Origin of the sequence: Actinoplanes sp. NPDC051513, assembly GCF_044454685.1 — a bacterium.
In the GTDB taxonomy this organism is placed as follows: domain Bacteria; phylum Actinomycetota; class Actinomycetes; order Mycobacteriales; family Micromonosporaceae; genus Actinoplanes.
In genome coordinates this window covers 412,022-429,564 of record NZ_JBITDW010000006.1, presented here as the reverse complement: position 1 = coordinate 429,564, position 17,543 = coordinate 412,022, and the positions used below count along the sequence as shown (strand labels likewise).

The 17,543-nt window shown below is 71.6% G+C and carries 20 protein-coding genes and 1 riboswitch; of the genes, 5 read left to right on the top strand and 15 right to left on the bottom strand.

Annotated features, from left to right (window positions below; translation table 11 throughout):
* Window positions 1–22 precede the first annotated feature (22 nt).
* The gene (locus ACIA5D_RS22515) at window positions 23–295 is read right to left on the bottom strand and encodes a phosphoribosyl-ATP diphosphatase (RefSeq protein ID WP_396032099.1); all 273 of its coding nucleotides are present in this window, start codon (window positions 293–295) and stop codon (window positions 23–25) included.
* Between the two features lie 68 nt (window positions 296–363).
* Between ACIA5D_RS22515 and ACIA5D_RS22510 the strand changes: the two genes are divergently transcribed.
* From ACIA5D_RS22510 to ACIA5D_RS22495, 4 genes are all read left to right on the top strand, one after another.
* Complete coding sequence (locus ACIA5D_RS22510; RefSeq protein ID WP_396032098.1) at window positions 364–1,236, top strand: ABC transporter substrate-binding protein; 873 nt, start codon at window positions 364–366, stop codon at window positions 1,234–1,236.
* On the top strand, window positions 1,233–2,081 hold the full coding sequence (locus ACIA5D_RS22505) for an amino acid ABC transporter permease (protein WP_396032097.1): 849 nt from the start codon (window positions 1,233–1,235) through the stop codon (window positions 2,079–2,081). Before ACIA5D_RS22510 ends, ACIA5D_RS22505 begins: the two co-directional genes overlap by 4 nt.
* The gene (locus tag ACIA5D_RS22500) at window positions 2,081–2,821 is read left to right on the top strand and encodes an amino acid ABC transporter ATP-binding protein (RefSeq protein WP_396032096.1); all 741 of its coding nucleotides are present in this window, start codon (window positions 2,081–2,083) and stop codon (window positions 2,819–2,821) included. Before ACIA5D_RS22505 ends, ACIA5D_RS22500 begins: the two co-directional genes overlap by 1 nt.
* 122 nt (window positions 2,822–2,943) lie before the next feature.
* On the top strand, window positions 2,944–3,327 hold the full coding sequence (locus ACIA5D_RS22495) for a hypothetical protein (RefSeq protein WP_396032095.1): 384 nt from the start codon (window positions 2,944–2,946) through the stop codon (window positions 3,325–3,327).
* A 31-nt stretch (window positions 3,328–3,358) separates the two neighbouring features.
* On the opposite strand, the gene ribH is transcribed toward ACIA5D_RS22495, so the two are convergent.
* The 6 genes from ribH to rpe form a co-directional block, all read right to left on the bottom strand.
* A complete protein-coding gene (gene ribH, locus ACIA5D_RS22490; RefSeq protein WP_396032094.1) occupies window positions 3,359–3,847 on the bottom strand; it encodes a 6,7-dimethyl-8-ribityllumazine synthase in 489 nt (162 codons plus the stop codon).
* 33 nt (window positions 3,848–3,880) lie between these two features.
* On the bottom strand, window positions 3,881–5,086 hold the full coding sequence (locus tag ACIA5D_RS22485) for a bifunctional 3,4-dihydroxy-2-butanone-4-phosphate synthase/GTP cyclohydrolase II (RefSeq protein WP_396032093.1): 1,206 nt from the start codon (window positions 5,084–5,086) through the stop codon (window positions 3,881–3,883).
* Window positions 5,086–5,679 carry a riboflavin synthase gene (locus ACIA5D_RS22480; RefSeq protein ID WP_396032092.1) on the bottom strand — a complete coding sequence of 198 codons (594 nt, stop codon included), beginning with the start codon at window positions 5,677–5,679 and terminating at the stop codon, window positions 5,086–5,088. The genes ACIA5D_RS22485 and ACIA5D_RS22480 overlap by 1 nt, the downstream gene beginning before the upstream one ends.
* Window positions 5,680–6,777: a bifunctional diaminohydroxyphosphoribosylaminopyrimidine deaminase/5-amino-6-(5-phosphoribosylamino)uracil reductase RibD gene (ribD, locus tag ACIA5D_RS22475; protein ID WP_396032091.1), complete on the bottom strand. Its 1,098-nt coding sequence runs from the start codon at window positions 6,775–6,777 to the stop codon at window positions 5,680–5,682.
* A gap of 139 nt (window positions 6,778–6,916) precedes the next feature.
* Window positions 6,917–7,100, bottom strand: a riboswitch (FMN riboswitch).
* Window positions 7,101–7,199: 99 nt separating this feature from the next.
* Window positions 7,200–8,210, bottom strand: coding sequence for a response regulator (locus tag ACIA5D_RS22470; protein WP_396032090.1), 1,011 nt, complete (start codon window positions 8,208–8,210; stop codon window positions 7,200–7,202).
* Between the two features lie 54 nt (window positions 8,211–8,264).
* A complete protein-coding gene (gene rpe / locus ACIA5D_RS22465) occupies window positions 8,265–8,945 on the bottom strand; it encodes a ribulose-phosphate 3-epimerase (protein WP_396032089.1) in 681 nt (226 codons plus the stop codon).
* Between the two features lie 91 nt (window positions 8,946–9,036).
* On the opposite strand from rpe, the gene ACIA5D_RS22460 reads away from it, so the two are divergent.
* Window positions 9,037–9,885 carry a septum formation family protein gene (locus ACIA5D_RS22460; protein WP_396032088.1) on the top strand — a complete coding sequence of 283 codons (849 nt, stop codon included), beginning with the start codon at window positions 9,037–9,039 and terminating at the stop codon, window positions 9,883–9,885.
* Here the strand turns inward: ACIA5D_RS22460 and ACIA5D_RS22455 are convergent.
* From ACIA5D_RS22455 to ACIA5D_RS22420, 8 genes are all read right to left on the bottom strand, one after another.
* On the bottom strand, window positions 9,860–10,462 hold the full coding sequence (locus tag ACIA5D_RS22455; protein WP_396032087.1) for a sulfotransferase family protein: 603 nt from the start codon (window positions 10,460–10,462) through the stop codon (window positions 9,860–9,862). The two genes, ACIA5D_RS22460 and ACIA5D_RS22455, sit on opposite strands and share 26 nt — an antisense overlap.
* A gap of 38 nt (window positions 10,463–10,500) precedes the next feature.
* Window positions 10,501–11,976: an RsmB/NOP family class I SAM-dependent RNA methyltransferase gene (locus ACIA5D_RS22450; RefSeq protein WP_396032086.1), complete on the bottom strand. Its 1,476-nt coding sequence runs from the start codon at window positions 11,974–11,976 to the stop codon at window positions 10,501–10,503.
* Window positions 11,973–12,899, bottom strand: a complete 927-nt coding sequence (gene fmt, locus ACIA5D_RS22445) for a methionyl-tRNA formyltransferase (protein WP_396032198.1) — start codon at window positions 12,897–12,899, stop codon at window positions 11,973–11,975. The genes ACIA5D_RS22450 and fmt overlap by 4 nt, the downstream gene beginning before the upstream one ends.
* A 5-nt stretch (window positions 12,900–12,904) precedes the next feature.
* Window positions 12,905–13,462 (bottom strand): peptide deformylase, encoded by a 558-nt coding sequence (gene def / locus ACIA5D_RS22440; RefSeq protein ID WP_396032085.1) that lies wholly within the window; start codon window positions 13,460–13,462, stop codon window positions 12,905–12,907.
* A gap of 158 nt (window positions 13,463–13,620) precedes the next feature.
* Complete coding sequence (locus tag ACIA5D_RS22435) at window positions 13,621–14,088, bottom strand: hypothetical protein (RefSeq protein WP_396032084.1); 468 nt, start codon at window positions 14,086–14,088, stop codon at window positions 13,621–13,623.
* Window positions 14,024–14,575, bottom strand: coding sequence for a hypothetical protein (locus tag ACIA5D_RS22430; RefSeq protein WP_396032083.1), 552 nt, complete (start codon window positions 14,573–14,575; stop codon window positions 14,024–14,026). Before ACIA5D_RS22430 ends, ACIA5D_RS22435 begins: the two co-directional genes overlap by 65 nt.
* 108 nt (window positions 14,576–14,683) lie before the next feature.
* Window positions 14,684–16,717 carry a primosomal protein N' gene (locus ACIA5D_RS22425; protein ID WP_396032082.1) on the bottom strand — a complete coding sequence of 678 codons (2,034 nt, stop codon included), beginning with the start codon at window positions 16,715–16,717 and terminating at the stop codon, window positions 14,684–14,686.
* A 75-nt stretch (window positions 16,718–16,792) separates the two neighbouring features.
* Window positions 16,793–17,383, bottom strand: coding sequence for a TetR/AcrR family transcriptional regulator (locus ACIA5D_RS22420; RefSeq protein ID WP_396032081.1), 591 nt, complete (start codon window positions 17,381–17,383; stop codon window positions 16,793–16,795).
* Window positions 17,384–17,543 lie beyond the last annotated feature (160 nt).

Here is a 17,543-nt window from a genome sequence, read left to right as displayed (position 1 = left end):
GTGAGAAACGGGCGGGATCACGTCACAGATGTCGGTATACGTCCTCGAGGTCCAGACCTGTCGCGATCATCAGGACCTGGGCCTGGTAGAGCAGCTGGGAGATCTCCTCGGCGGCCCGCTCGGGGCCCTCGTGCTCGGCGGCCATCCAGGACTCGGCCGCCTCCTCGACGACCTTCTTCCCGATGAAGTGGACCCCGCGCTCCAGGGCCGCGACGGTGGACGAACCCTCCGGGCGCGTCTCCGCCTTCTCCCGAAGCTCGGCGAACAGCTCTTCGAACGTCTTCACGGCATGCATTGTGACAACTCATCACGGGATCGATACGAACGGCCCCCGCAGGTGAGACGTGCCCTAGGCTGCCGGTCATGGTCAGCCGAAACACCCTCACCACCGTCGGCGGCTCAGCGTTGTTGATAGCCGCCCTCGCGGCCTGCGCGCCCGCCGACGAGACCGACGCCGCAACCCCCACCGCCTCGGCGTCCACGAACTCCTGCGCGCCTGGGGCGCTGCAGACGAAGACGGCCGGCAAGCTCACGATCGGCACCGACAACCCGGCGTACGAGCCGTGGTTCAGCGACAACAAGCCGAGCAACGGCAAGGGCTTCGAGTCCGCGGTGGCGTACCAGGTGGCCCAGCGTCTGGGCTATGCGGCCGAGAACGTGACGTGGGTCTCTGTGACGTTCAACAACGCGATCGCGCCCGGCCCGAAGGCGTTCGACGTCGACATCAACGAGTTCTCGATCACCGACGACCGCAAGAAGGCCGTCGATTTCTCCTCGCCGTACTACCTCGTCCGGCAGACCGTGATCACCACCAAGGGCTCGAAGATCGCGAGCGCCAAGACGATCGCCGATCTCCGGACGGCCAAGCTCGGCGCCCAGGTCGGCACGACGAGCTACCAGGCCATCACCGACGTGATCAAGCCCAGCACCCAGCCGTCGGTGTTCAACAACAACGACGACGCCAAGGCCGCGCTGGTCAACGGCACGGTCGACGGCATCGTGGTCGACCTGCCGACCGCGTTCTACATGACCGGCGCCGAGCTCAAGGACGGCGTGATCGTCGGCCAGCTGCCGCAGGTCGGCGTGCCCGAGCAGTTCGGCCTGGTGCTCGACAAAGACTCGCCGCTCACCGGCTGCGTGAGCACCGCGGTCGACCAGCTGCGCCAGGACGGCACCCTCGCCGTGCTGGAGAAGACCTGGCTGACCCAGACCGGCGGCGCTCCCGAACTCCAGTGACCACCCAGATCCATCGGCCGAGTGACCTACAGCTAGGGCGGATCGCCTACCGGCGACGGCAGGCGATCCGTTCCGTGCTGCTCGCGGCCCTGTCCACCGCGATCCTCGGCACGCTCCTCGGCGTGCTGGTCACCGGCGCGCCGGGCTGGGACCGGGTCAAGGAGTCGTTCTTCGACCCCGAGATCGCGCGCGAGTTCCTGCCCGAGATCCTCCAGGGGCTCTGGCTCAACATCCGGATGCTGGTCGTCTGCGCGATCTGCGCGCTGGCGCTGGGCCTGCTCATCGCGGTCCTGCGCACGCTGCGCGGCCCGGTCTTCTTCCCGGTGCGGGCGATCGCGACGATCTACACGTACTCGTTCCGCGGCCTGCCGCTGATCATCGTGATCTACCTGTGCGCGTTCGGCATCCCCGGCCTGCGGCTGCAGGGCACGCCGAGCGTGACCGTCCTGGGCGGCGCGGCCATCGTGATCACCTATGGCGCCTACCTCGCCGAGGTGTTCCGGGCCGGCATCGAGTCGGTGCATCCGAGCCAGATCGCGGCGGCCCGGTCGCTCGGGCTCACCTACCGCCAGTCGATGCGTCACGTGGTGCTGCCCCAGGCCGTGCGCCGGGTCGCTCCGCCGCTGCTCAACGACACGGTGGCGCTGCAGAAGGACGTCGGGCTGATCTCGCTGGCCGGCCCGATCGACGCGATCCGCGCCGCGCAGATCGGGGTGGCGCAGACGGCGAACTTCACGCCGTACGTGGTGGCGGGTGTGCTTTTCGTTCTTCTGGCGCTGCCGCTGATCGGGGTCACCGACTGGGTCACGCTGCGCGCCGCACGACGGCAGAACGCGGGGACCTGATGCTGCTGACCTGCACGGACGTCCGCAAGACGTTCGGCTCGGCCGTGGTGCTCGACGGTCTCGGCCTGACCGTCGACGAACATGAGGTGGTCGCCCTGATCGGCGCCTCGGGCTCGGGCAAGTCGACGCTGCTGCGCTGCATCAACCTGCTCGCTCAGATCGACGACGGCGTGATCGAGCTCGACGGCGAGGACATCACCAACCCCAAGATCAATCCCGATATCGTACGGCGGAAGATCGGCCTCGTCTTCCAGTCGTACAACCTGTTCCCGCACATGACCGTGCTCGACAACATCACGCTCGCCCCGATTCGCGTGCACGGGCGGCCCCCGGCCGAGGCGCGGTCGACGGCGATGGAGTGGCTGGAGCGGGTCGGGCTCGCCGACAAATCGGGCAGCTACCCCGATCGCCTCTCCGGTGGCCAGCAGCAGCGCGTGGCGATCGTCCGCGCCCTGGTCAACTCGCCGCGGCTCCTGCTGCTCGACGAGGTGACCTCCGCGCTCGACCCCGAGCTGGTCGGCGAGGTCCTCACGATGATCCGCGACCTCAAGGGCGACGGCATGACCATGGTCCTGGCCACCCACGAGATGGGCTTCGCCCGTCAGGTCGCCGATCGCGTGGCGTTCCTCGACAAGGGCAGCGTGCTGGAGCAGGGCCTACCGGCCCAGGTCCTCGGCGACCCGGTCGAGCCCCGCACCCGCCAGTTCCTGGCCCGCATCATCGAGGCCGGTCGCCTTTAGTGGACAGCGTCGGATCACGGACGGACAGCGCCCACCCCTGACTGGGACAGTGCTTCCGCGGGCATGGGGGTGAACCGCCACCGGGGAGGCGGCCTCCGAGCCTGGTCCTGGGGGGCACCGCCATGCTTCATGCTCTGGTCATCGCCGCGTGCTTATCGGCCGCGTTCGCCGGCCCACCGCCGGCGGACGCGGCCGAACCGCTCGGTTTCCGTCTCGATTCCGCGACCGTGCACGCCGACGGCCTCGGCGTGCGCTACACCACGACCTGTCCGCCCGGCCTGCCCGGCGCCTACGGCCTGTCGGTCACCGTCGCCCAGCGAACCGGCGCCCACGTCGCGACCGCGGCCGCCACGCTGCGCGAGCCCTGCGCGGGCCGGTCCCGGCACACGGTGCTGCAGACCGGCCCGGGCGGCGTGTCGTTCCGTACCGGCCTCGCCTACGCGCGCGTATGGGGCTGCGTCGGCTCCGGCTGCTCCGCGGTACTCGTCCCGGTCCGCATCGTCTAGGCTCCGGCGCGCCCCACACTCCCGGCGCGCCCTACGCTCCGGTCCGGGGCTTGGCCAGCTCGCGCAGCACCAGCGCCGCGTCGAGCGAGGCGACCGTGCTCTGCCAACCCTTGTCCTCGATCGAGTCCTCGAGGCCGGCGCGGTCGCGGGCCTGGCCGAGGCTGTGCACCGTGAGCACGCCGTGCGCGACCGGGGTGTGCTCGTCGAGCGCGATCCGGGTCAGGCCGGTGGTGACGGAGTCGCAGACGTACTCGAAATGCTCGGTCTCGCCCTTGATCACCACGCCGATCGCGACGACCGCGTCGCACTGCTTCGCCAGGGCCTGCGCCACCACGGGCAGCTCGACCGCGCCGACGACGCGGTGAATGACGACGTCGGTCACGCCGCAGGCCTCGGCCGCGGCCTTGGCCCGCTCGATCATGTGATCGATCAGGTCGGCATGCCACCGTGCGCCGACGATGCCGAGCCGAAGCCCGGCCGCGTCGACGGTATCCATGTGCGGATCACCGAAGCCGGCCATCGTTGCCCCCTTTTTCCGTTAATTTCATACTAATCAGCCAAGGGCCTCGAAAAGATGCCCCATGCGATCCCGCTTGGTTCGCAGGTATCGCACGTTCTCGGGGTGCAGCCGCACCGGCAGCGCCTCCCGGCCGGTCACGGTCAGCCCGTACCCCTCGAGACCGGCCCTCTTGGCCGGGTTGTTGGTGAGCAGCCGCATCGAGCGCACGCCCAGGTCGTAGAGGATCTGCGCCCCGGTTCCGTAGTCCCGGGCGTCGGCCGGCAGGCCCAGCTCGAGATTGGCGTCCACCGTGTCGAAGCCCTTGTCCTGCAGCTGGTACGCCTGAAGCTTGTGCAGCAGGCCGATCCCCCGGCCCTCGTGCCCCCGCATGTAGAGCACCACGCCCCGGCCGGCCTCGGCGACCCGCTGCAGCGCCGCGTCCAGCTGCGGGCCGCAGTCGCAGCGCTTCGAGCCGAAGACGTCCCCGGTCAGGCACTCCGAATGCACCCGCACCAGCACGTCCGCGCCGTCGCCGATCTCGCCGAAGACCAGCGCCACGTGCTCGCCGTCGTCGACCAGCGCGCGGTAGCCGACCGCGGTGAACTCGCCGTGCTCGGTGGGCAGCTTGGTCTCGACGACCCGCTCGACCTGACGCTCCTGCTGCCGCCGGTACGCGACCAGGTCGGCGATCGTGATCAGCGAGAGGTCGTGCTCCTTGGCGAACCGCTCGAGGTCGGGGCGGCGCTGCATGGTGCCGTCGTCGTTGACCATCTCGCAGAGCACGCCCGCCGGGCGCAGACCGGCCAGCACGGCCAGATCGATCGAGGCCTCGGTGTGGCCCGGGCGGCGCAACACGCCGCCGGCTTTGGCCCGCAACGGCACGACGTGGCCGGGGCGGGAGAGGTCGGTGGGACGGGTGTCCGGCGAGGAGAGCAGCCGCAGGGTGTGTGCCCGGTCGGCGGCCGAGATGCCGGTGCTCACGCCCGACGCCGCGTCGACCGCCACCGCGTACGCGGTTCCTCGCCTGTCCTGGTTCGTGTGGTACATGGGAGGCAGGTCGAGGCGGTCGGCCTCCTCCTCGGTGATCGGCGCGCAGATGTACCCGGACGTGTAGCGGACCATGAACGCGACCAGCTCCGGCGTGGCCTTCTCGGCCGCGAAGATCAGGTCGCCCTCGTTCTCGCGGTCCTCGTCGTCGACGACGATCACCGGCCGGCCCGCGGCGATGTCAGCGATCGCCCGCTCAATGTCTTCGAACATCATCGGCTCCCCAGCATCTTTTCCACGTACTTGGCGATCACGTCGACCTCGAGGTTCACCGGGTCGCCGGCACTCTTGGACCCCAGGACGGTCAGCTTCAGCGTGGTCGGGATCAGGCCGACACTGAACGATTCGTCGTCCACCGCCATGACGGTCAGCGACACCCCGTCGACGGTGATCGAGCCCTTCTCGACCACGTACCTGGCCAGGCTCCGCGGCAGCGAGAAGCGCAGGACCTCCCATTCCGACTCGGGCGTGCGGTCGAGGATCGTGGCGACCCCGTCCACGTGCCCCTGCACCAGGTGGCCGCCGAGCCGGCTGCCGACCGTGGCCGCCCGCTCGAGGTTGACCTGGCTGCCCACGGCCAGCGCGCCGAGCGAGGAGCGCCGCAGCGTCTCGCCCATCACGTCGGCCGTGAACACCCCGTCGACGTTGTCGATCACGGTGAGACAGACCCCGTTGACCGAGATCGAGTCGCCGTGGCGCGCGTCGGACGTGACGACAGGCCCGCGTACCGCGATGACCGCGGAATCGCCGCCCGCGTCGACGAGGCGGATCACCTCACCCAGTTCCTCGACGATGCCTGTGAACATTTAGGCGTCCTTCCATTCCGAATAAGGGTGGTGGGCGGGGTGGTCGGATGGCTTCTGCCGGAGCGATGCGGTGAAGCGCAGGTCGGGGCCGATCTGCGCGATGTCGGTGAGATCAAGCTCGATGGCGTCGCCGATGGTGGTGACGCCGGCGTCGACCAGCGCGGGCTTGCCGGCGCCGAGCAGCTTCGGCGCGACGTACCCGATCACCTGGTCGACGAGCCCGGCGGCCAGGAACGAGCCGGCCAGCGTCGGCCCGCCCTCCAGCAACACTGAGCGGATGCCGCGCCCGAACAGCGCGGCGAGCAGCGAATGCAGGTCGACGCGGCCATCCGGCCCCGAGCCGACCTCGCGGGTGGTGACGATCCAGGTGGGTGCGGCGACATCGCGGACGCGAGCCTTTTCCGGCGTACGCCCCTTCGAATCCACGACAACCCGCAGCGGCTGCTTGATCGCGAGCGTGCCGTCCTTCAGGTCGCGCACGGTCAGCTGCGGGTCGTCGGCGATCACCGTCCCCGCGCCCACCATGATCGCGTCCATCGTGCTGCGCAGCACATGCACGTCGCTGCGCGCCGGCGCCGAGGTGATCCACTGGCTGGTGTTGTCGGCGGCCGCCGAGCGGCCGTCCAGCGTCGCGGCGAACTTCCAGGTCACGTACGGCCGCCCGCGACGCACCGCGGTCAGCCAGGCGACGTTGCCCTGCTCGGCTTCCTTGCGCCGCACGCCCGTCTCGACCTGCACGCCCGAGGCCCGCAGCGTCGTGGCCCCACCGGCCGCGACCGGCGTCGGATCGTCCACCGCGATGACCACCCGCCGGACGCCCGCGTTGATCATCGCATGGCTGCACGGCCCGGTGCGGCCGGTGTGGTTGCAGGGCTCGAGGGTGACCACCGCGGTCCCGCCCCGGGCCCGCTCGCCGGCCTGCGCCAGCGCGACGATCTCGGCATGCGGCCCGCCCGCGTAGGCGTGGAAGCCCTCGCCGACCACCTCACCCTCGGCGTCGAGCAGAATGCAGCCGACGACCGGATTGGGGCTGGTCGTGCCGAGGCCCCGGGCGGCCAGCGCGATCGCGCGGCGCATCGCCTCGTCCTCGGTCACCATCCGCTGTGTTCCTCTCGAGCGCGGTACGGCCACGCGCTGTGAGGAAGCGGGAGATAACGCCAGGAATCAGACAGACGGGTACGCTTCGCGCGCCCCGGCCTTCGTCAGGCACGCATACGCGAGCCCTCGGTCCGATCCCGCGCGCTGTCTCCCATCCGGACTGTCTGACCGTGCGGCATGTTGCCGTGTCGCTCGATCAACCGTCGGCCCCGGATTCTCACCAGGTCCACCGTCCGTCTGTCGACGTCCGGGTCGCGGGCTTACCGACGCTTGCGCGTCAGATCACCGCCGGTTCGGAATTTCACCGAGTCCCGCCAGCGCGTGGTGGGTTACCCCCGAGTGTGGCACGCGCGATCGTCTTTGCCACCACTTGCGCGAGCCATCTCACATCCGCCCCGAAAACCCCGCAGCTCACGGCCCGGTTACTCGTCAGGGTCGGCGGGACTGCGGCGGCGGTCGATCGCCACGTACGAGCCGGGCTGCGACTTCGCGACCTTCTTCATCTCGGACGCCACCGCGATCACCACCCGCGGGTCGGTGAACATGCGGCCCTCGACCGTCGCCTGGGCCACGCCGATCGACAGCGTCACCAGGGCCGCCCGGTTCTTGTTGCCGCGGCGGTCGGGCACCTCGATGTAGCCGCGCTCGGCGTCCGACGCGTCGTACAGCTGGTCGGCGGCCTGTTCGAAATCGGTCACCGACTTCTTTGTCAGCGGCAGGACCTGGTCGGGGTGGCAGATGAAGACGAAGTCGTCGCCACCGATGTGGCCCACGAAGATGGACGGCGGGCCGACCGAGGTCACGGCCTTGTGCAGGCTGCGCGCCAGGGCGGTGATGAACTCGTCGCCGCGGTCGAAGCCGTACACGTCGTTGACGCTCTTGAAGCGGTCGATGTCGATGTAGCCGACCGAGTACTCGCCGCCGGCCTTCATACGGTCGGCGATCTCGCGCCGGACCCGGGCGTTGCCGGGCAGGCCGGTCAGCGGGGAGACCTCGCGGAACTCCTTGTTGCGCCGCAGCGTCGAGGTGACCCGGGCGAGCAGCTCGGCGGTGTCGAACGGCTTGACCAGGTAGTCGTCGACGCCCGCGGTCAGGCCGACCACCTTGTCGACGGTCATGCTCTTGGCGGTCAGCATGATCACGGGAAGGGCCGAGGTGAGCGGCTCGGCACGCAGCCGGCGGGTGAGCTCGACCCCGTCCATCCGGGGCATCATCCAGTCGACGACGGCCAGGTCGGGCCGGTTGTCCTGCATGATCTCGAGGGCGTCCTCGCCGTCCTTGGCCCGGATCACGTCGTAGCCGTGCACCTTCAGGTTGAACTCGACGAAGCCCGCGATGTCCTGATCGTCGTCGACGACGAGGATCAGATCGGGCCGTTCCTCCGGCTCCGGACCGAACTCGTCCACCTCGTCACGCACCACGCCGGTGCTCATCCCTGATCCCGCTCCCGCCTGCTCGCACTGGCCCGCAAGAATTGTCGAAACGGCTCAATCATGCGACGGCGACGCCTCGGCGGCCAGTGCCCGCAGCCGGCGAACGGCCTCGGCCGGATCGGCGGCGCCGTAGACCGCGGTGCCGGCCACGAACGCGTCGGCGCCCGCCTCGGCCGCCTGGACGATCGTGTCGGCCGCGATGCCCCCGTCGACCTCGAGGCGCACCTCGAGGTTCTTGGCCTGGATGCGGCGGCGCACGTCGCGGACCTTGTCGAGCATCTCGGGCATGAACGCCTGCCCGCCGAAGCCCGCCTTGATCGTCATGATCAGCAGGGTGTCGATGTAGGGCAGGAGCTCGAGGTATGGCTCGACGGGTGTGTCGCGGTCGATCGCGAGACCCGCCTTGGAGCCCGCGGCCCGCAGCGTCTTGGCCAGGGCCACCGGGTTCTCGCAGGCCTCGGCGTGGAAGGTCACGTTGTACGCGCCGGCCTCGGCGTACCCCGGCGCCCAGCGCTCGGGGTCGGTGATCATCAGGTGCACGTCGAACGGCATGCTCGTCGCCTTGCGCAGGCTCTGCACCACGGGGAGGCCGATGGTCAGGTTGGGCACGAAGTGGTTGTCCATGACATCGACGTGCACCCAGTCGGCCGCGAGCTCGATGGCGGCCACTTCGTCGGCGAGCCGGGAGAAGTCGGCGGCCAGGATGCTCGGAGCGATGATCGGCTTTGCGTCCACGTGGGCAGTCTAGGGCCTGCCCTGCCGGTCAAAACGGACAGGCGGGAAGCACACGTTAGAGTGACCCGTCCGAACGGCCTGGGAGGCGATCATGCGACGGTGGGCAGCCGCGCTCGCGCTGCTCGCGTGCACCGCATTGGCCGGCTGCGGGGCCGATCTTCCGCGCGGCGTCGACGGCGACCTCACCAACGGCTGGCAGCCGATGGCCGCCGCCACCCGGTTCAGCCCGCAGCCCGGCGCCTGCCACTCCGAGCTGGTGCAGAACGCGACGGCCGACGACTACGAGCCCGTCCCGTGCGCCGGCGCCCACCTGACCGAGACCGTGGCGGTCGCCGAGGTGAGCAATCAGAGTCAGGCCTTCGCGACCTGCTCGAAGCGGGCGAGCACGTTCCTGGGCGGCGACTGGCGTACCGGCTGGGTGGTGCTGCAGCCGGTGCTGCCGAGCCGGGAGGCCTGGTCGGGCGGGGCCCGCTGGGCGCGCTGCGACGTCGCCGAGACCTCACCGGTCGACGGCGCCCTGGTACGCCGCCAGGGCAGCATGAAGGGCGCCGTGAAGCCGGCCGGCAAGCTGCGGATGGCCTGCGCGAACCCGACGATCGAGGGCGACTCGGTGACCGAGATGCACCCGGCGTCGTGCGCGAGCAGCCACACCGCCGAGTTCGCCGGCCTGTTCGCCACCAACCGGGCCAAGTCGTCCCAGCTGTCCGGCGACGAGCTGGCCGAGGGCTGCGACACGGCGATCGCGAAGTTCACCGGCCTGCGGGACGACGACACCGTGCCGAGCCGGATCGGCTGGCTGGGCTTCCCGCCCGACGACGCCGCGTGGACGATGGGCGACCGGGCGATCCGCTGCTTCCTGTGGCTCAACGGCGAGAAGATGAAGGGCTCCTACCGCAACGCCGGCCCGGGCAAACTCAAGATCCACTATACGAAGCGGTAGCCGCCAGGAAGGCCGCCGTGTCGTTGAGGCGCGGGAACGGCGTGGCGGGCACGGGCACGCCGAGGAAGTCGCAGAGCGGCCCCCACCCCTGCGTCACCGAGAACTCCAGCAGCCTGTCGGGCGCCACTTCCGCCCGTACGGATGCATTGTGATCTTGGAAGACCTTGATCGCCGCCGGCCGGTCGGCGAACCGCCCGTCGAAAGTCCCCTCCCAGACCGTCTTGAAAGCCATCTCGAAGCGTGGTCCGGAGTAAGCAACCGGATAAATCGTGTTATAGGCGCTCTCGTACCATTCGTTGGGGTCGCGGACGGTCAGCACCACGCTTGCCGACGGGAAGCGAGCCGTCAAGGAGCGCCAGAAAAAGGCGCCGGGCCAATCCACGGTAGATCGATAGCCGTCAAAGGCCGCATCGAGACACGCCATATCCCCATCGGCGGCCCGGCACAGCAGCGCGGACCGCCACGGGTCGTCCAGCAGCGGAATCATGTGCATACAGGGCCCGAACCCCAATTGCTCGAGCGCCGCCTTGAGGCTCAATGTCCCGGTCCGGCCGAAGCCCACGCCGATCACGTCCATGGCCCACTTTCATACCCGGACCTTTTCGACCTACACAGTCATGAAGTGCGCCGCAGCACCGCGAGGAACATCGCGTCCGTCCCGTGCCGGTGCGGCCACAGCTGCACCGTCGGCCCCGGCCCCAGACCCGGCATGCCGGGCGGCAGCAGCGGCCGGGCATCGACGAAGTCCACCTCGACGCCGCTGCGCCGGGCGCCCTCGGTGACCGTCACCTGCGTCTCGACCATGTGCGGCGAGCAGGTCACGTACGCGACGAGGCCGCCCGGCCGCACCGCCCGCAACGCCGCCACCAGCAGCTCCCGCTGCAGCTTGGTCAGCGCCGGCAGGTCGGACGGCTGCCGCCGCCAGCGCGATTCCGGCCGCCGGCGCAGCGAGCCCAGGCCCGTGCACGGCGCGTCGACCAGCACCCGGTCGAACGACTCTTCCGGCAGGTCGGGATCGCGGCCCACCGAGCGGCCGTCCATCGGCAGCACCGTCACCGGCATGCCCTCGGTCGCGTGCTCCACGAGCCGCGCCCGGTGCTCCAGCACCTCGACCGCCGTGACCTCGGCCCCGCGCGACGCCGCGATCGACCCCAGCAGCCCCGCCTTGCCGCCCGGACCGGCGCACAGGTCGAGCCAGCGGGTGTCGCGCCCCTCGATCGGCCCGGCCAGCAGCGCCGCCGCCACCAGCTGCGAGCCCTCGTCCTGCACGTGCGCGCGCCCCTCGGCGATCGCCGCCAGCTCCCGCGGGGAGCCGCCGTTCAAATAGACCGCGTACGGCGAGAACGCCCCCGGCACCCCGCCCACCTCGTCGGCGAGCTCGACCGCGTCGGCCCGCCCCGGGCGCGCGCACAGGTGCACGACCGGCGCCCGGTTGTCCTCGATCAGCAGCCGCGCCGTCTCGTCGAGGTCGCCGCCGAGCGCCTCGGCGAACGCCCGCACGATCCACTGCGGGTGGTTGTGCAGCACCGACAGGTTGCCGACCGGGTCGACGTCGTAGGCCGGCGCGAGCCGCCCGAGCCACTCGTCCAGCGAGGTTTCGCTGATCGTCCGCATCACCGCGTTCGCGAAGCCGGCCGCGCCCGGCGCGACCGAGCGCACGAGGTCGACCGTCTGGTTGACCGCGGCGTGCGCCGGCACTCGCGTGTGCAGAAGCTGGTAGGCGCCGAGCCGCAGCGCGTCGCGGGCCGGCGGGTCGATGCGGGCCACGTCGCGCCCGGCGGCCGCCCCGACGATCAGGTCGAGGGTGCCGAGAGCGCGCAGCGTGCCGTACGTGAGCTCGGTGGCGAACGCGGCGTCCCGGCCGCTGAGGGCCATGCCGCGGAGGATATCGGCGAGCACGAGGTTCGCGTACGCGTCGTCCCGGTGGACCGCCGCGATCGCCTCGTACGCGGCCTGACGTGCCGGATCGGACGGCGGGCGACCGCCTCGCGGAGCCCGCCCGGTGCGGGAGTCGCGGGAGTAACCCGGTCCGCCGGCGGCCCGGGGCGGCCGTCCCGAGCCGTGCGGGCGTCCTGCCCGGTGATCGCTCATGAAAGCTGCTCCCCCGGCTGGATCCGCAGGCCGCGGGCCCAGTCGGTGGCCTGCATCGCCTTCTTGCCCGCCGCGCGCACCTCGCCCAGCGCCACCGGCGTGGTGGCCGTGCCGGCCAGCACCTGACCGCGTTCCACCAGCAGATCGCCCGGCTTCAGTGACGGCCCGTTGGCGACCGGTTTGACCGGCCCGAGCTTCACCCGGTCGTCCCGGAAGGTGGTCCACGCCCCGGGCGCGGGCGTGCACGCCCGGATTCGCCGGTCCACCGCGAAGGCGGGATCGTCCCAGCGCACCCGCGCGTCCTCGACCGTCACCTTGGGCGCGAACGTCACGCCGTCGGCCGGCTGCGGATGAGCCCGCGCCGTTCCCGCCTCGATGGCGTCCAGCACCGCCACCAGCAACCCCGCCCCCGAGACCGAGAGCCGCGAAAGCAGGTCACCGGACGTGTCGGACGACCGGATCTCCTCGGTCACCGTGCCGTAGACGGGCCCGGTGTCGAGGCCGGCTTCGAGCTCGAAGACGCAGGCCCCGGTCACCTCGTCGCCATGCAGCACCGCATGCTGCACCGGCGCCGCCCCCCGCCAGGCCGGCAGCAACGAGAAATGCAGGTTGATCCAGCCGTGCCGGGGGATCTCGAGGGCGCTCGGCGGCACCAGCGCGCCGTAGGCCACGACCGGCACACAATCCGGCGACAACTGCCGCAGCCGCTCCTGGAACTCGGGTTCCCGCGGCTTGGTCGGCGTCAGCACCTCGATGCCGCGCTCGTCGGCCCAGGCGCCGGCGGGCGAGCGCACCAGGTGACGGCCGCGGCCCGCGGGCGCGTCGGGGCGGGTGACCACGGCGACGAGCTCGTGGCCGGACGCGGCGATCGCGTCGAGGGCGGGCAGGGTGACGGCCGGCGTGCCGGCGAAGACGAGACGCAACCCGCTCACCGCCCCAGCCCGAAGATGCCCCGGCCGTGCGGGCTCTCCTTGACCACGGGCGGCTTGTCGGCGCTGTACCACTCGGCCGCGCGGATCTGCTTCATCGCGTCCTTGCGCCCGGCGGCGTCGAGCCGGTCGAGGAAGAGCACCCCGTCGAGGTGGTCGGTCTCGTGCTGCACGCAGCGCGCCATCAGGCCGGTGCCGACCACCTGGATCGGGTCGCCGTGCTCGTTGAAGCCCGCCGCGACGACGTTCTGCCGGCGCTTGGTGTCGATGTAGATGCCCGGGATCGACAGGCAGCCCTCGGGCCCGTCCTGCTCCTCGTCGTCGGGGTACGACAGCACCGGGTTGACGATGTGGCCCACCACGTCGTCGACGTCGAAGGTGAACACGCGCAGCCCGACGCCGAGCTGCGGCGCGGCCAGGCCGGCGCCCCCCTCGTCCTGCATCGTCTCGACCAGGTCGCGCACCAGCTTGCGCAACTCCTTGTCGAAATCGACGACGGGGTCGGCCGGTGTCCGCAGCACCGGATCACCGAAGAGACGGATGGGCTGAACGGTCACGCGGCGAAACTCCTGACATTCCGGTGCGGCACCCGACCAGTCTACGGAGTGCCTCACCGCGTCACCCCGCCAGCGTGACCGGGACCTCCCGCCAGCCGCGCAGGTTCATTCGCGGGCGCCGCGCCTCGATCATCCGCCGTGCTCGCAACCCCGCTTCTTCACCAACGCGGCCAGCTGATGGATCCCGCATGCATGCACGGCCACCGCCGGATCGAGCCGTATCCCCGCCGCGAGAACCCGCCCGCTGATCTCCCGCGCGAGCCCCACATCGGCCAGTGGCGTTCCCGATGAAGCAGCCACCGCGACAGCTCCCCCGCCCGCGCCGGCGGCCGATCCCCGCGGGCGTGCGCGTCCACCACCGCGAGCGCCGCCATGTGCAGGGTCAGCACCGACGCATAGGCCCCGTCCCCCGCGCCGCCCGGCATCCACCGCCCGTCCGGCGCCCGAACCCCATAGACCTGCGCGAACTTGTGACACGCCGCCTCGAACAGCGCCCGCCGCGCGGCTTCCCCGGCAGCGAGCGGCCCCAGCTCCAGCGGCGGCTCCGCGACGATCCCCAGCTCATCGCAGACAGCATCGGTGGCGCCCCACCCCGCCAGCGACCGCCCCAGCAGCACATCGCGCAAGGAGCGCCTGCAAGTCGGATGGCGGCCACCTCTCGGCGTAGTCCACGACGATGAGCAGGCCCAACCCGTCCGCCACACTCAGCGGCGCCCCGCCGAGCGAGGTGTCGGCCCGGTGGCGCGCCCAGCCCACCGTCCAGCCCGCCGTGGCCGCGTCCTCAGCGGCCCGCACCGCAAGCCGCGTCTTGCCCTGTCCTCCAGGCGCGTGCAGCAGCCACGCCGCCCGCCGCGGCTCTTCGTCCCGCCAGCGCGCCAGGCTCTCGAGCTCCCGCCGTCGTCCGGCGAACGGAATCACCCGCCGCCGGGTGTTCAGCAGCTTGCTCGGCTGCTCCCGCAGCGCCACCAGGTCGGCAAGCTCGTGCGGCGCCGGGCCGGGAAGGCTCTCCACGACGAACGGCGGCCCGTCCGCGCCGTAGATGTTCGTCGTGATCGGGGCATACACGTCCCCGCCGACCCCGACCGCCGCGGCCCCCGCAACGTGTACGGACACTCCGCCCGCCGGGCGCTCCGTCATCGTCACCGGGCCGCTAGAGGGCCGGCCCGGCCCCCAGACAAAACTCGGTCACCCGATCGGAGTTCACCCGGCATTTTCCTTGACTTAGAAGATCGTCAATGGGTCGACCTCCGTCCGGACCGGGAGGGCCGCCTTCCTGGCGCTGCGTACCGCCGCGGCCTCGTGCAGCGCGTGGGCCATCGCCGCGGCCTGCGAGCGGGACGTGCGGACCAGCATCCGCTCCTGGTCGTCGTCGGCCGGGACCGGGCCCAGCAACTCGGCGCCGTCGGGCAGCCGGGCCGCCGCCAGCATCTCGGCGATCGCCTCCGGCTTGCCGGTGAGGCTCGCCATCCGCGCCGCCGGCGGGAAGCTCAGCTCGCGCCGCTCGGCGAGCTCCCGCGCCGCGAACCAGCCCGGCTCCCACCGGATCAGCGCCTGCACCGTCGCCAGCGACCCGTCGGCCACCACCACGACCCGCCCGCCCTGCGACCCGGGCTTGGCCAGCGCCGAGGCGTTGAACCACCGCCGCATCGTCTCCTCGGCGGCCCGCAGGTCGGACCGGGTCAGCAGCGCCCACGTGTCGAGCAGCAGCACGGCCCCGAACCCGCCCTCGGCGTGCGGCTCGGCGCCGGGCGTGGCCACGACGACCGACGGCGCCTGCGGAATCGTCCCGAGGATCTCGTCGCGCCCCGATGTGCGCACCGTCACCCCCGGGAAGGCCCGGCCCAGTTCCTCGGCCGTGCGCCGCGCCCCGACGACGGAGGCCCGAAGCCGCCGTTCCCCGCAGGCCGGGCAGGTGTAGGCCGCCGACACCCGGCCGCACCACCGGCAGCTCGGAACGTCTCGCGACCCGGCGAGCGCGAGCGGCCCCGAGCAATGCGGGCACCGCGCCGGCGTGCGGCACTCGGCACAGGCCACCGACGGCAGGTAGCCCCGCCGCGGCACCTGCACCAGCACCGGCGCCCCCGCCTGCAACGCCTTCCGCGCCGTCTCCCACGCGATGCTGGGCAGCCGCGCCGTGGCCGCACCCGGGTCCCGCGCCAGCTGCGGGTCATCGCCGGTCGGCGCCACCCCCGGCGCCCGCGCCCGCAGCACGTTCCGGGCCGCCGAGATCTCCTTGGCCCATCCCGTTTCCAGGAGCAACTGCGCTTCTCCCGTACGCGCGTGGCCCGCCACCATCGCCGAGCAGTCCGCGAGCCGGGCCCGGGTCAGCAGCACCTCCCGCGCGTGCGGGTAGGGCGCCCGCGGCTCGGCGTGCAGGTCGTCGCCGTCGTCCCAGATGACGACCAGTCCCAGCTCGGCGACCGGCGCCCACATGGCCGCCCGCGTCCCCGCCACGACCGCCACCTGATGCCGGCCGGCCCGCAGAAACCGCCGATACCGTTCGGCCGGCCCCAGCGCCGCGTTCAGCGCGACGTGCCGCCCTTCCCCCAGCACCTCGACCAACGCCTTGTCGACCCGCTCGAGGTCACGCGCGTCCGCGACCACGATGACCGTCCCGCGCCCGCCCCGAGCGGTGGCCGCCGCCGCCTCGGCGATCCGGAGCGCCCAGTCTTCCCCCGGCAAGGCCCCCCAGACAGCCCGAGCCCCGCGCCCTTCTTCGAGCGCCTTCAAGAACGCGGGCCCGGCCGCGTACGAGTCCCAGCCGCCGACCGCCGGCGCCCGCATCTCGCCCGGCCCGGCGTCCGAGCCAGTCGACGTGTCGGCATCGGAGCCCGGCTCCGGCTCCGGCTCCGGCGAGTCAGCAGCCACGGCCTGCCCCTCGACCCGCGCATGCCGGGGCGGCACGGCCAGCCGCAGCACATCGCACAGATTTCCAGCATATCGGTCGGCGATAGCCCGAGCCAGCCGCGCCACCTCGGGATCGAGAACCCGCTCCCCCGAGACCACTTTGTCGAGATAAGCGAGCTTGCCGCCGTGCGGCGACGACTCGGCCCTCTCCAGCAGGAACCCCGAGACCAGCTGACCCGCGAACCGCACCTTGACCCGGACCCCCGGCTGGGCCACCTCGTCGAGATCTTCCGAGACGAGGTAGTCGAAGGGCCGATCAAGGTGTGCCAACGGCACGTCGACGCACACCCGGGCCACCGGCAACCGTTGCGCCGGAACCCTCTCACCGCGTGCGCTCTTGCTAGTCATCGCCGAACATTCTGCCCGGCACCCCCGACAAGAACCGCAAGATCACCCGCGCCCCGGGAGAACGAGCGACCGGACTCACCGAAGGACGCCGGCCAACGCGACGAAGAGAAGACGTTCCACCTCGGCGTCCGACGGCGGCGTGCTGCCCCGGTCGGCGAACATGAGATGCCCCGTCCCGATCAGCATCCCCGCCACGCTCGGCAGATCGGCGTCGGGAACGACTCGCCGCAGATCCCGCTCGGCCTCCAGATACGACGTGATCATCGCCGCCGCCTCCGTCAGCAGCGGCAGCCCGCGCACGTCCCGCATCGCGCGAAGCCGAGCCCGCAGATCATCCCGGAAGGTGATCAGACCGACGATCGCCACGGCCACCGACCCGAACAGCTTCTCGAGCGCCACCCGCAGATTTCCCACGACCGTCCCGGTGCCGGCCTGGGCGATCAGCCCCCGCGCCTCGACCTGGAGCCGCGCGGTCCGGTCTATCACCAACTCGGTGAGAAACTCGTCGAAGTCCGCGAAGTGCTTGTACAGCACACCCTTGGCGCAGCCCGCCTCGGCGGTCACCGCCCGGCCGGTCAGCGAATGCGGCCCGTCCCGCAACAACACCCGCTCCGCCGCCGCGAACAACTGCTCGCGTACGTCTCTCAGCGCTATGCCGGTCGGCACACAACCCCCTGAACACGTTGATTTGAAGAGTGGGGGGGGGGGGGGGGGGGGGGGGGGGGGGGCCCCCCCCCCGGGGGGGGGGGGGGGGGGGGGGGGCCCCCCCCCCCGCCCCGGCTCGTCCATCTGCCCGCCGAACAGCGCCATGACGATCGCCATCGCC